The sequence below is a fragment of the Halomonas alkaliantarctica genome, assembly GCF_029854215.1.
Taxonomy (GTDB): Bacteria; Pseudomonadota; Gammaproteobacteria; order Pseudomonadales; family Halomonadaceae; genus Vreelandella; species Vreelandella alkaliantarctica_A.
The window spans coordinates 2,944,913-2,958,164 of sequence record NZ_CP122961.1 but is presented as its reverse complement, the minus strand read 5'-3'; the positions used below and the strand labels follow the sequence as shown (position 1 = coordinate 2,958,164).

The 13,252-nt window shown below is 51.5% G+C and carries 12 protein-coding genes; 6 read left to right on the top strand and 6 right to left on the bottom strand.

Features of this window, described 5'->3' with window-relative positions:
- Nucleotides 1-23 precede the first annotated feature (23 nt).
- The gene (locus QEN58_RS13575; protein ID WP_280104156.1) at nucleotides 24-1,214 is read left to right on the top strand and encodes an alcohol dehydrogenase catalytic domain-containing protein; all 1,191 of its coding nucleotides are present in this window, start codon (nucleotides 24-26) and stop codon (nucleotides 1,212-1,214) included.
- Nucleotides 1,214-2,278, top strand: coding sequence for a proline racemase family protein (locus tag QEN58_RS13570; protein ID WP_280104155.1), 1,065 nt, complete (start codon nucleotides 1,214-1,216; stop codon nucleotides 2,276-2,278). Before QEN58_RS13575 ends, QEN58_RS13570 begins: the two co-directional genes overlap by 1 nt.
- A 32-nt stretch (nucleotides 2,279-2,310) precedes the next feature.
- Here the strand turns inward: QEN58_RS13570 and QEN58_RS13565 are convergent, their stop codons facing one another.
- From QEN58_RS13565 to QEN58_RS13540, 6 genes are all read right to left on the bottom strand, one after another.
- Nucleotides 2,311-2,511, bottom strand: coding sequence for a DUF1289 domain-containing protein (locus tag QEN58_RS13565; RefSeq protein ID WP_280104154.1), 201 nt, complete (start codon nucleotides 2,509-2,511; stop codon nucleotides 2,311-2,313).
- The gene (gene arfB, locus QEN58_RS13560) at nucleotides 2,511-2,927 is read right to left on the bottom strand and encodes an alternative ribosome rescue aminoacyl-tRNA hydrolase ArfB (protein ID WP_280104153.1); all 417 of its coding nucleotides are present in this window, start codon (nucleotides 2,925-2,927) and stop codon (nucleotides 2,511-2,513) included. Before arfB ends, QEN58_RS13565 begins: the two co-directional genes overlap by 1 nt.
- An 86-nt stretch (nucleotides 2,928-3,013) precedes the next feature.
- Nucleotides 3,014-3,961 (bottom strand): D-2-hydroxyacid dehydrogenase family protein, encoded by a 948-nt coding sequence (locus tag QEN58_RS13555; RefSeq protein ID WP_280104152.1) that lies wholly within the window; start codon nucleotides 3,959-3,961, stop codon nucleotides 3,014-3,016.
- Entirely contained in the window at nucleotides 3,958-5,910 is a 1,953-nt protein-coding gene (locus QEN58_RS13550; RefSeq protein WP_280104151.1) for a TRAP transporter permease, read from the bottom strand. The genes QEN58_RS13555 and QEN58_RS13550 overlap by 4 nt, the downstream gene beginning before the upstream one ends.
- A 125-nt stretch (nucleotides 5,911-6,035) precedes the next feature.
- Complete coding sequence (locus tag QEN58_RS13545) at nucleotides 6,036-7,022, bottom strand: TAXI family TRAP transporter solute-binding subunit (RefSeq protein WP_280104150.1); 987 nt, start codon at nucleotides 7,020-7,022, stop codon at nucleotides 6,036-6,038.
- A 175-nt stretch (nucleotides 7,023-7,197) separates the two neighbouring features.
- Nucleotides 7,198-8,148, bottom strand: coding sequence for a LysR family transcriptional regulator (locus QEN58_RS13540; protein WP_280104149.1), 951 nt, complete (start codon nucleotides 8,146-8,148; stop codon nucleotides 7,198-7,200).
- A gap of 218 nt (nucleotides 8,149-8,366) precedes the next feature.
- On the opposite strand from QEN58_RS13540, the gene QEN58_RS13535 reads away from it, so the two are divergent.
- From QEN58_RS13535 to QEN58_RS13520, 4 genes are all read left to right on the top strand, one after another.
- Nucleotides 8,367-9,059, top strand: a complete 693-nt coding sequence (locus QEN58_RS13535) for a GntR family transcriptional regulator (RefSeq protein ID WP_280104148.1) — start codon at nucleotides 8,367-8,369, stop codon at nucleotides 9,057-9,059.
- A 73-nt stretch (nucleotides 9,060-9,132) separates the two neighbouring features.
- Nucleotides 9,133-11,100 (top strand): aconitate hydratase, encoded by a 1,968-nt coding sequence (locus QEN58_RS13530; protein ID WP_280104147.1) that lies wholly within the window; start codon nucleotides 9,133-9,135, stop codon nucleotides 11,098-11,100.
- Nucleotides 11,101-11,191: 91 nt separating this feature from the next.
- Nucleotides 11,192-11,806, top strand: coding sequence for a flavin reductase family protein (locus QEN58_RS13525; RefSeq protein WP_280104146.1), 615 nt, complete (start codon nucleotides 11,192-11,194; stop codon nucleotides 11,804-11,806).
- Nucleotides 11,807-12,059: 253 nt separating this feature from the next.
- Nucleotides 12,060-13,244: an ABC transporter substrate-binding protein gene (locus QEN58_RS13520; protein WP_280104145.1), complete on the top strand. Its 1,185-nt coding sequence runs from the start codon at nucleotides 12,060-12,062 to the stop codon at nucleotides 13,242-13,244.
- Nucleotides 13,245-13,252: the final 8 nt, after the last annotated feature.

Genomic DNA, 13,252 nt, shown 5'->3' with positions numbered 1-13,252 from the left:
TAGCCCAACATAGGAGTCACTCCATGGCCGAGACGACACCCACGGTGCCCATCACAATGGCTGCCATGCTTTTGACCGGACATGGTGGTATCGAGAAGCTGGAATATCATCAGGATGTCGCCACGCCGCGGCCAAAGGCGGGCGAAGTGCTGGTGCAGGTGACCGCAACGGCGAAGAACAACACTGACCGAAAAGCCCGGGAAGGGCTTTATCCCACCAAGGATAAGGGCGATGTTACCTCCTTTGCCATGGGCGGTACGCCAACCTTAACCTTCCCGCGTATTCAAGGTGCCGACGTAGCTGGCCGCATAGTGGCGGTCGGGGAGAGCGTTGACGCCGAGCGCATTGGTCAGCGAGGGCTGCTTGATTTTAATATTTACGCCGATGGGCGCCGCGATATCAATTTAACGCCCGATTATTACGGCCACGGGGCCGATGGCGGCTTTGCAGAGTATATCGCCGTGCCTGCGGATCAGTTTTATCACGTGCCTAACCCTGAACTGCATGATGCAGAACTGGCCTCAATGGGCATGTGCTCTTATCAGACCGCTTACCACATGATGACCGCAGCCAAGGTGAGTGCTGGCGAACGTGTACTGGTTAGTGGAGCCAGCGGCGGGGTAGGAACCGCGCTAATTCAGCTCTGCCGTATTGTGGGTGCTATTCCATATGCAGTCAGCCAGTTGGACAAAGCCGAGGCGCTCAAAGCCCTAGGTGCGGAAGCGGTGATTGATCGTGGCGACCTGCCGACGTTTGTTGACCGGGTGCTGGAAACCACTGGCGGCAAACCGATTGATGCGGTGATGGATTTGGTGGGTGGCGAGATGACCAACCTGTTTATCGACACCATGATTGTCGATATGCAGGGACGTAACAGTTACCCGCGCCTCTCCATTGCCGGTGCCAGTGGTGGCAATCTTAGCGAAATGATGTGGACCCGCGTATATCTTTATCAAGTACAGATATTTGGCGTTTCCCACGGCACCCGTGAAGAGGCTGAGCAGTTGGTGGCCTGGATCCGCAGCGGTGAACTGAAGCCGGTGCTGCATGCAGCGTTTAAGCTCTCCGAGCTACATGATGCCGAGCGCTACTTTGTCAATCGGGGCAGCAACTACCTGGGCAAAATTGTGCTTGTTCCCGATGCTCAATGGGCATCTCATGGTGCGCCGTTCGCGCTTGAAAACTCCTCTTCTACCACCGAGGAGCGCCGCTAGTGCATAACCTCCACACGATCCAGCTTATGGATACCCATGCCGGTGGTGATGTCAGCCGTATTGTTACAGGAGGTATTGACCTACTGCCGGGCGCCACCGTGCGCGAGCAGATGGAGTACCTACGTGACGATGCCGATGGTTTGCGCCGCCTGCTGCTGGAAGAGCCCTACGGCATTCCGGAAATGTCGGTGGATTTATTAGTGCCTCCCAGCCACCCTGAAGCGGTAGCGGGCTATATCATTATGGAAGTGATGGGGTACCCCATTTACTCCGGCTCCAACACGCTGTGTACCGCTACGGCGGTGTTGGAGAGCGGCATTGTGCCCAAGCAGGAGGGTATACAGCGCTTTAAGCTGGAAGCGCCCGCAGGCTTAGTGCAAATCGAAGCGAAGGTGCACAACGGCGTAGTGGAGTCGATTACTTGTGGCGGCCTGCCCAGCTATATCGATACCTATCGCGATACAATTCAAGTGCCTGGGATTGGCCAAGTCACCTACTCAATCGCCTATAGCGGTGGATTTTACGCCTTGGTCGATGCCACAGAGCTGGGTTTTAGGCTGGTGCGTGATGAGGAGCGCGCACTTTCGGAGTGTGCCTATAAAATTGTCGAAGCAATAAAAGCGCAAAGGGGCTTTTCCCACTACACCCTGGGCGATGTAGGGCCGCTACCATTTTTGCACTTTATGGGGCCTGAAGAGCAAGTAACGGAAGGTTATATACGCTCACGCTCGACCACCTATGTGCATCCAGGCGTTATTTGCCGCAGCACAACGGGAACCGGTACCTCGGCACGCTTGGCGTTGATGAACTACGAAGGGCGGCTCAACCTGGGCGATAAGCTAGAGACCGTTTCACTGCGGGAGACAGGGTTTATCGGTACCTTCGTCGGTACCCATCAGGAGGGCGCTTACCAAGTGGTGGAGAACACCATTACCGGCCGGAGCTACGTGTTGGCCCGCTCGGAGATTGTTATCAACTGTGACGATCCAATGGTAGCCTGCGGTGAACTACACCATATATTAAGCGACCGCCACCAGCCGAAAGCACTATCAGTTGAGACATAGTATCACTTGAGCCATAGTGACGCGGCAGAAACCTAGCTGACAGACACGTAACCTTCGCTTTCCAGACGTTCCCACACCGGGGCTTTTTCGGCCTCGGTCATGCTACCCCAGCCCGCAATTTCGTCCAGCGTTCGACCACAGCCGTGGCAGACTGACGTAATGGGCTCGATCTGGCAAATTTGTACGCAGGGCGAGAGTGGGCGAGCAGTGGGCAATGTAGAGAGTTTAGTCATTAAGATGGCGACACCTTACCGCGCAGTGATTTAATTTTACCCTTACGGGTTTTGTGATCGACGCGGCGGCGCTGTGAACCTTTGGTGGGCTTAGTGGCGCGACGTACTTTTTGCTGTTTGGTGGCACTCTGTATCAGCTCTTTTAAACGCGCCAGCGCATCCTCTTTATTCAGCTCGAGCTTTCGATGGCTCTGGGCTTTAATAATTACCACGCCCTCTTTGCTGATACGCTGATCCGATAGCGCCATTAAGCGCTCTTTGTAGAGCGGTGGCAGTGTTGAACTAAGAATATCGAAACGCAGGTGTACCGCAGAGGCGACTTTATTGACGTTCTGGCCGCCCGCGCCTTGGGCGCGAATCTGGCTAATATCAATCTCCCAATCAGCCAAGGAAACGTTGTTAGAAATGGTGAGCATTAATGGCCCCTGTGTTACTCGTGAACCCATAAGGCTAGCACAATTAGCAAAGAGGCGGTGTTCGCTGCACCATTTGGCGCGCTCTATTAATCCGCTAGATTGTTGACTGGCCGACCATTGATATAGGCCAATAGATTGCTAAACGCATCGCTAAAATAGAGCTCGTAGCTATCCTTTTCCACATAGCCAAGGTGCGGTGTGGCGACCAGATTGGGCAGTTTCAGCAGTGAGTGTTCGAATACAGGTTCTGCATCGAATACGTCTACCGCCGCTTGGCCAGGTCGCCCGGCTTTTAGTGCTTGTTCCAGCGCCCCAGGCGCCACTAACTGGGCACGGCTGGTATTTACCAACAGAGATGTGGGTTTCATGTGGGCGAGAGATTCGGCGCTGACAATACCGCGAGTATCGTCGTTCAGCCGCAAGTGCAGGCTGAGTACATCCGCACGCTGGAAAAAGTCTATTTGGCTTTTGGCCACTTCAAACCCAGCTTCGGTAGCGCGTTGGCGGGTGCCTTCACGCCCCCATACCAGCACGTTCATTTCAAACGCCTCACCATAGCGCGCCACTAGGCTGCCGATTTTTCCGTAGCCAAAAATGCCTAGGGTGCGACCTTTAAGACCCGTGCCTAAGGTACGCTGCCAACGACCCGCTTTCAGGTTCTCAACTTCTGCCGGTATATGGCGCATTGCCGCCAGCACTAAACACCAGGTCAATTCTGCCGCGGCGTAGGGTGAGCCAGTGCCCGCCATGACGGTGACGCCATGGCGGCGGCAAGCCTCCATATCCACATGTGCTGCACCGCCGCCGGTTTGGCTAATGACTTTCAGGTTGGGCAAGCGTTCAAGCAGGGCAGCCGTGATAGGCGTGCGTTCACGGATGAGTACCAACGCCTCGGCATCCTGAAAGCGCGCGCTCAATGCGTCCAGGTCGGTAAGCGTGTCGTGATAAACCGTTACCTCTTGGCCTTCTAGCTGCTTGAAAGCGTCTAAACTGCGCACACAGTCCTGATAATCATCGGCAATGACAATCTTCATCGAATCGGCTCCTTGCTGGGCATCGGTGCGCTTATTTTATCAGTACGGTTCAAACGATATTGCCATGCAAACAGCCCCGCGATAAGTGCAATGCCGACTACATCGGTTGTCACCATGCCGTTAATCAGCATCAGCGCTGCCGCAAGTAACAGTCCGCGTTCCAGCCAACTGCACGGACGTAAGAAGAAACCGATTGTCGATGCCGCTAGCGCCACTATGCCTACCACGCCAGAGGCTACGGCGAGAGCGATTTCAAGCGGAGTACCATTGCCTAGCAGCGGAGGGTGGTAGATAAACATAAAGGGAATCAAGAAACCCCCAAGGGAGATTTTCGTCGCCGTCAGGGCAGTTTTGAACCAGTGTGAACCAGCAATGGCACCACCGATATAAGCCGCTAACGCAACGGGTGGTGTGACCCCCGAAAGAATCGCAAAGTAGAGGATAAACAGGTGCGCTGAAAGACTGGGTAAGCCCGCTTCAATGAATGCTGCGGCCACCACAGACGCCGCCAGCATATAGGCCGCTACTGTCGGTAAGCCCATACCTAGAATAATCGCGACGACCATAGCCAGCAGTAGGGTGACCAATACATCGCCGCCACTGACGACAAGAATGACCGATGAGACTTTCAGGCCTAAACCGGTAAGGCTAATTACTGAGGCAATAATCGCAACGCTACCGATGATAACTGCGATCATGGCCGCGGTCATGGCGCCTGCTTCCAAGGCAGCAGGGATCGATTTTAAGCGATCCATAAAGCTGCCTGGGCTACGCCAGGAGAAGAGATAGATCAGCAGCGCGGTAAAATAAGCGGCCACGGCAGCCGTGGTTGGGGTATAACGCAGCACCAGCATGGTGATTAGTATGATAATCGGTAGCAACAGCGTTTCAATATTGAACAGGCCCTCGCGTAATGTCGGGCGCTGATCTTTAGGTATTGGGTTGAGCCCCAGGCGCTTCGCTTCAAAGTGAACGCTCATCCAAATGGCGAGATAGAAAAGCAGCGCTGGAATGAGGGCAGCACCAATGATTTCGAGATAGCTAACAGAAATGACGTCGGCCATGACAAATGCGGCCGCGCCCATAATGGGGGGCAAAATCTGTCCGCCTGTAGAGGCCGAAGCCTCAGTGGCTGCAGCAAAGCGTGGGCTATAGCCGCTTTTTTTCATCAAAGGAATGGTGAATACGCCTGTCGTGGCTACGTTGGCAGCGGTACTGCCGCTGATGCTACCAAACAGGGCGCTACATAAGGTGGCGGCTTTAGCAGGACCACCCGCCATACCGCCCGTCACAGAGTTAGACAACCGCATAAAGGTATCACCACCACCTGTCGTTACCAGTAGCGCGCCAAACATGATGAACACCACAATCACCGTCGAGGAGGTACGCATCAAACTGCCGTAGATGCCTGTCGGGCTCATATAGAAAGTGGCCACCAAGTCTGCCCAGCCAAATCCCCCATGACCCCAAACACCAGGTAAGTGGTTACCAAAATAGGCATAGGAGAGGGCAATAAGTACCAAGACAGGGAACGCTAGTCCAATGGCACGTCGGCAGGCTTCGAGGAGAAGCAGAATTGCCAATAAGCCAAACACCAAGTCATAGGTGGTCGGCATTAGATAGCCAAGCTCATAAATAATGCGATCAAACTGCATGATGTAATAGCCGCTCACTGCGACCGCAAGCACTACCGGAATGACATCAAACCAGGGGAGACGCTGGTTATCCTTTGCGCGACAGGAGTAGCCCAAGAAAATTAACGGTAGTGCGAATAGCAGGTGAATGGCGTTTTGGGTATTCACTGCCCCGGTTATTGCAGCGTAGAGGTGGAAAACCGCCATCGCCACCGCGATTAGACGCATCACTAAAAACCAGAAGCCCGTTAGCTGACGCTTACCCGAATCTTCCGAATATTTTTCAACAATTTTATTACTTTCAAGGGTATCCATCGGATGGCTCCCACGCCACTTTGCCGTAAGGCAATTACTATGGGCGTGTCAAAAATGAGGTGTTAACGAGGGGATGGCATTAAAGCACTCGCAGGCAAATGGATGCCTACGAGTTTAAGCAGCTATTAGCGTGCTTCGGGAGGAATAACGTCTTCAGGAATATCAAGACCCAGTTCCTGATAATAGCGCAACGCACCCGCGTGGATCGGGAAGGTGGCATTATCAATTACGTCTTGTGGGGTCATTCCTTTTGCAGGCGCAAAAGACGCCGAAACTTGATCATGATTTTCCCAATAGGCTTGGGTGATATCATAAACAATATCGTCATCTAGCGTGCTATTAGCTGACACGCCCATATAGATACCTAACGACGTTGCTTCATCCATGCCGCGGTAAGTGTCTGCAGGGATGATCGATGGTGATAAGAAGGGAAGCTCTGCGGTGACGGTCTCAAGCTGCTCTTCTGAAAGTGACAGAAGCTGCAGAGGGCGAGATGAGTGAACCTCAGTGAACGCAGGAATAGGCGGGATGCCATTATAGCTGAAACCGACTAAACGACCGTCGATCACACCTTCTGCCGCATCATCAATGCGCATGCGCTGAAAGTCGGGTTCAACCCCTAGAATATCAAACACTAATTCGGTGATGTACTCGCCGCCGCCGCCAATGCTGCTGGGATTAAAGCGCTCACCAGTAAGGTTTTCAAAAGTGTTGATGTCAGCATCTTGGCGCACTGCCCAGTGCATGGTGGAAGGCGCGATCCAGTAGACTAAGCGTACGTTTTCGTTAGGGGTGTCCTCAAAGCGGCCAATACCGTTGTACTGCTCATAGCCTACCAGAGCTTCAGTGAAAGCAAGATCCAGTTCATCGCGCCCTAAACGAATAGCATTTTCACGGGTGCCGCCAGTCTCGCGTACGGTAATTTCGTAAGGTGTATTGGCACTGATAACGCGCGCACCTTCTGAAATACCAAAGAACCAACCGGTGCCTGTGGGAACAGCACCAATATTCAAAGCATCTTCCTGGGCCTGTACAACGGCGCTGGTAAGCGTACCGAATGCCAGGATGGAGGCGGGAATAAGCAGACGTGATTTTTTAGCAAAGTATTTCATTATTATTACCTCAAGCATTGGAATGCTTTTATTGTCATGGACGGTTTGTTGTTGTGATCAAGTGGTGTATTACATAACCACCTCCAGACTATAAATACTCGTTGTCAACGCATTTGGGTATTAGTGATTGATGAGCCTGCTTTCGTGAATCGAGAAGACAGGCATAAAATTAACGCTAAATTAATGGAGCTTTTAAAGCCCTGTCACTCTTTTCTATTACTGGCTGTTGTTTAGAATTATTTGAAGATTCAATGAGATGATCCACAAAAAGCCTGGCTGCCATCGAAATTCGATCGATGTTGTTGACGTAAATGCACAGCGGTCGTTTTGCCCAGTCATCTCGAATAGGCAGTACACGTACTTGTAACCCACCCACGTATTGACGAATGGCCCCTCTCGGAACCACCCCGATCCCTAATCCTGCTTGAACCATCAAGCACAGCGCGTCGTAGCTAGTGACTTGAATGCGCAGTCTTAACGGTCTGTTGGCTAAGCTGGCGGCCTTTAAGAGCTGAAGATTGATAGCGCTTGAAGAGTGCAGCCCAACATAGGCATGTTCTAGGCTGTCGCGAAAATCGATGGCATCGCGGTTAGCAAGAGGATGATTTAACGGCGTGACAAGCACCAGCTCATCTGTGTGGTAAGGCAGCTCAGCTAAGTCATAGCCATGAGGGAGTTTGGCGCATATACCAATATCCGCACCGTTCGCCATAATTTCCCGGGTAATTACTGGGCTGACTTTTTCTTCGAGCTGCACTCCAATATCAGGATGCTTTTCGAAAAATGCCTGAGTCTCGCCGGGTAAGTACTGAGTGATGGCGGACATATTGGCAAAAATGCGAATAATGCCGCGCTCTCCGCTAGTGTAATCGCGCATCTGTAGATCTAAGTCTTCCAGGTTATGCAGCACCCCGCGAGACAAGTGCAGTAACGCGTTACCTGCTGGTGTTAACTCTACGCCTCGGTTATTGCGGTGTAACAGTGGTGTGCTGAAATGCGATTCAAGCTCACTTAAACGCTTGCTAACCGCAGAAGTTGCAATGAACTCAGCATCAGCTGCACCGGTTATGGTGCCCATCTCTGCTACCCGCACAAATAACCTTAAAGACGTGGGGTCGAGTTTCATTTTAAACTCCTATTTTATGGCAAGACTACCCACCTGGATGGGCAATATTCAAATTATTGTATGCAACCGGCTCGATTTTTGACAAATGTAGGCCTATATTGGCCATTTGTGCAACAAGTCGTACACAATTTGCTTGACGACCTTAGTCTTTAGTATCCATTTAAATACGCTTCATCAGTGATATAAACCAAGTCGCTGGAACGTTCTGGAGTGTCGTTATGACAGCAGCCGACCGTGTTTACCACATCATCAAGCAGCGCATCCTCAATGGCAGCTATGCTGCGGGCAGCTATGTACGCGAAGCGGCTATTGGAGAGGAACTTGATTACAGCCGCACGCCCATTCGCGAAGCATTGCGTCGTTTGGTATCCGATGGCTGGGTTGAAGCTATTCCCCACCATGGCGCTCGTGTGGTGAGTTGGACACAGCATGACGTGGAAGAAGTGTTTGAATTGAGAGTCTTGTTAGAACCACAAGTGGTTAGACGAGCCACTAAACGTATTAGCGAAGTCCAGATCTCCACATTGAGTCGTTTTGCCGATCAAATGGAAATACTGTGCCAGCAAGACGATGAGCGTGCAGTGGATGAAATCGCTGTGCTTAATAATCAGTTTCACGCTGAGCTGGTGACGGCGGCGGATAGCCCTCGCCTCCAACGATTATTAGAAACGATTGTGCAAGTGCCAGTCTCAAGGCGCAGTTTTCACCATTACACCCGTGAGGAGCTGCTGGGCAGTATGCAGCACCATCGAGAAATTATTCGTGCCTTGCAACATGGCGATGGTGAGTGGGCGGCTGCCATTATGCGTGCGCACATATTAGCGGCACGAATTGCACAAATGCGCCAAAAACAACCCGCCAATAAAGTTGAAGTAGATCATCGGTTTAGTAAGGGATTGTTAATTAGTTAGTAAGATTAATAATTAAAAAAATGGTTAGTCGCTTTTCTCTTTAATGATAATAAAAAACATTAGGACTACATCTATGACTTCTCAAGCCTCCCCTGTAGCACCTCTTAACTTAGCTCAAAAATTGATCAGTGATCATTTGGTCAGCGGTGAATTGCTTCCTGAGAGTGAAATTGCCCTGCGCATCGACCAAGCGTTGTTGCAGGACGTACTTGGTACTTTAGTGATGCTCGAGCTTGAAGCCATGGGCATTGATAGGGTGCACACTCAGCCGAGCGTTCAATATATCGATCATGGACTTGTCCAAGCCGATAACCTCAATGCCGAGACCTATCTATTTCTAAAAAGTGCCTGTGAACGCTTTGGCGTTTGGTATTCAGGCCCTGGCAATGGCATTAGCCACCCCGTGCATATGGAAAATTTTGGTGTGCCTGGCCAGTCGCTGGTAGGTTGCGACAGCCATACTACCTCGGCGGGTGCATTGGGAATGCTGGCCATTGGCGCAGGTGGTATTGAAGTCGCTATGGCAATGGCCGGTGAGCCGCTGTATATCACCATGCCCCGGATTTGGGGCGTTCGCCTAGAAGGGCGTTTACCGGACTGGGTGTCGGCTAAAGATGTGGTTCTGGAGCTGCTTCGTCGTCATGGGGTGTCGGGTGGCAAAAATAGCATTCTTGAATTTTACGGCCCAGGACTTGATGAGCTCTCGGCAATGGATCGACTAGTGATCGCCAATATGGGCACTGAAATGGGTGCCACGACCAGTGTGTTTCCTAGTGATGATAGTACGCGACGCTTTATGGCAGCCCGGGGACGCGAAGACGATTGGCAACCGTTAGCAGCAGACCCCGGTTGCCACTACGATGTTGAAGAAGTGATCGATTTATCAACACTGGTGCCGCTCATTGCACTGCCTTCAAGCCCGGATAAAGTGGTGCCTGTGAGTGAAGTGGTCGGGCAGCCATTGCACCAAGCTTATATTGGCTCGTCGGGTAATCCTGGTTATCGTGACTTTGCTATCGTGTCGAGCATGGTAAAAGGTCGCTCAGTAGCAGACGGCATATCGCTGGACATCAACCCCTCATCGCGACAAGTGCTTTCCACCTTGATTCAAGAAGGCTATTTAGGTGAGTTAGTTGCTAGTGGTGCACGCTTACACCAAGCTGGCTGCAATGGCTGTATTGGAATGGGGCAGGCGCCTGCTGTAGGGCGCAACAGTTTACGTACGGTGCCGCGTAACTTCCCTGGCCGTTCGGGTACCCGGGAAGACAGTGTGTTTCTATGCAGCCCAGAAACAGCCGCTGCCTCGGCTTTGGCTGGTGTGATCAGCGACCCTCGTAGCCTGCCAATGGACTATCCGCGTATTAATGAGCCTGATGCTATGGTGGTTAATCGCGATGTCTTTACGTCGCCGCTGCCGCTTGATCAAGCCCGCTTAACGCCGCTACAAAAAACCGATAACACGCCTGCACTACCGAAACTCCACCCGCTACCTGATCGTTTGGAGATTCCCGTGTTGCTCGTCACGGGCGATAACATCTCAACCGATGACATTATGCCTGCTGGTCAGCGCGTGATGCCGTACTGGAGCAGTATCTATGCTTCTGCACCTTTTACTTTTGAAGCCGTCGATGCTGAGTATGCACAGCGTGCGGAAGCAACGCGTAACTTAGGTGGTCATATCATTGTAGGTGGGCATAACTACGGTCAGGGCTCTAGCCGAGAGAATGCAGCTCTTGTGCCTCGTTACCTTGGATTGCAGGCTGTATTGGCAAAAAGTTTTGCACGAATCCACTGGCAAAACTTGATCTGTTTTGGCGCACTGCCACTGACATTTATTAATGAAAATGATGCTGAGCGGTTAGCTCTGGGCGATAGCGTTGTGATTGAGAATCTGCATACGCAGATAGCAGATGGCCCTACGCTAGAGGCAGAAATAGTCGGCAAAGGCATGATTCACTTCCATCATGGGCTGAGTGAGCGTCAGCGCGAGCTTTTGCGTGTAGGTGGTGTGATTAATCATCTCAAAGCACGCCAAGCCTAAGTCCGTCTATCATTTACAAGTGCGTCTATCATGAATGAACAGAGAAACCTATTGGACTGCAGCCATTTCACGACTGAAGAGCAAGCAAAAAATGAGCGATTACCTATTAAATGAATCCCCGCTAAGCCCTGGTGTTATTTATCGTTTGTTATCCGGTGCAGTGTGCCCACGGCCTATTGCCTGGGTGTCTACCCAAGATAAACACGGAAATGCTAATTTAGCGCCGTTCTCTTTCTTCAATGTAGCCAGTGTTAACCCACCCGTGCTGGCGTTTTCGCCATTGCTCAATGGCAGCGGTGAGCTTAAAGACACGGTGCATAATCTAAATGAAAACGCTGAATGCGTTGTTCATGTGGGAAGCGAAGCGTTAATCGAAGCGCTTAATACCACCAGTGCAAGCCTGCCACCAGGAGAGGATGAGTTTACTCTGGCCGGGCTTGAAAAAGCTGATATGCCGGGCGTAAGCGTACCGCGGATTGCCAATGCCCCAGTTGCGTTTGGTTGCAAACTGTTCGATATGATTCGTTTTGGTGACCAACCGTTGGCTGGCACCTTAGTGTTGGCCCAAGTCATTTCCATCCATATTGACGATGCGTTGTGGGATGGCCGCCATGTGGATATGGATAAGCTCAAACCTGTTGGGCGATTAGCGGGTAGTGATTACATTCGAATTAGTGATCGTTTCGCTATCGAACGCCCTGATTAGCAAGCATTTCAGTATTTTTAATATCATGATTTATGAGACTATTCCAGTTCCCTGCTGACTGGTGAAAGTTTGTTACAAACTAGGTAATAATTGTTACTCATTAATTAACGATAATTAATCTTTAGTCGTATATTCTCCTGCCGATAGTAACAAATATAGATTGGTAATGTGGCGAAGGTGTCGTGGGCTCACTGCACATCTTTGCCCATGCGATTTACGTGAGGAAATGATCTAGCCAGTAAGGAGCAGATCAATGCAACGATTGGGAACCTTGTTGTTGAGAAAATACTTATTGAAAATGGTTTTATTGGCTGGGATGTTTTCTCCGCTAGCAGCGCAGGCAGAACTGACCTTTGGCATTGTTGCTCCTTCCAGCGGTGGCGCTGCACCGCTAGGGCTGGGTATGCAGAAAGGTATCGAAACCTACTTTGCAGAAGTCAATGCGGCGGGCGGGGTTAATGGTGAAACGCTGGCGCTGATTGCGCGGGATGATCAGTACAAACCGCTGCAAGCTGCCAGCAATACCCGAGAGCTTATTCAAGACGATGAAGTGCTGGCTGCGATTGGCAACGTCGGCACCCCGACGGCTACCGTTACCATTCCCATTTATAACGAATATAAGACCCTTCTTTACGGGGCGTTTACTGGTGCAGGGGTGTTGCGCCGGTCACCGCCTGACCGCTATGTGATCAATTACCGAGCTAGCTACGTACAAGAAACCGCCGCCATGGTGGACGGGCTCTTGGAAGCAGGTATTTTACCCGAAGAAATTGCCTTCTTTACCCAAAACGATAGCTTTGGTGATGCAGGATACAACGGCGCCACAAAAGCATTAACCGATCATGGCGTGGATAATATTGCAGCGCTGGCCCATGGCCGCTTTACTCGTGGTACCCGTAATATTCACCAGGGTTTAGCGACCATTCTGGAAGCACCGGTGACACCCCGTGCCGTTATCATTGTCGGTACCTATGGCCCCGCTGCTGACTTCATTCGTGAAGCGAAAAATGACCTTCCTGACGCGGTGTTCCTAAACGTCTCCTTTGTGGGCAGCCAAGCGCTAATGGATGAACTTGGCGATCTGGCAGAAGGTGTCATTATTACTCAGGTAGTACCGCCGCTAAATGCCGACCTGCCTGCCGTTGAGTCCTATCGGCAAGCCCTGGCAATCCATGCGCGGGGTAGCGAACCTGACTTTATTTCCCTTGAAGGTTACCTCGCCGCGAAGCTTTTTGTTGAGGGTGTGAAGGCTGCAGGCACAAACCCGGACCGTGAGGCTATCGTGGATGGCTTGCTCGGCCTGGGAGATATCGACATAGGCTTAGAGGAGCCGCTCAGCTTAGGACGAAATGACCACCAAGCTAGCGACGCGGTATGGCCAACCATTATCACTAACGGCCGTTTCGAGTCGGTGGAGTGGGCGAGCCTGTTGCCTTAACGGTTACG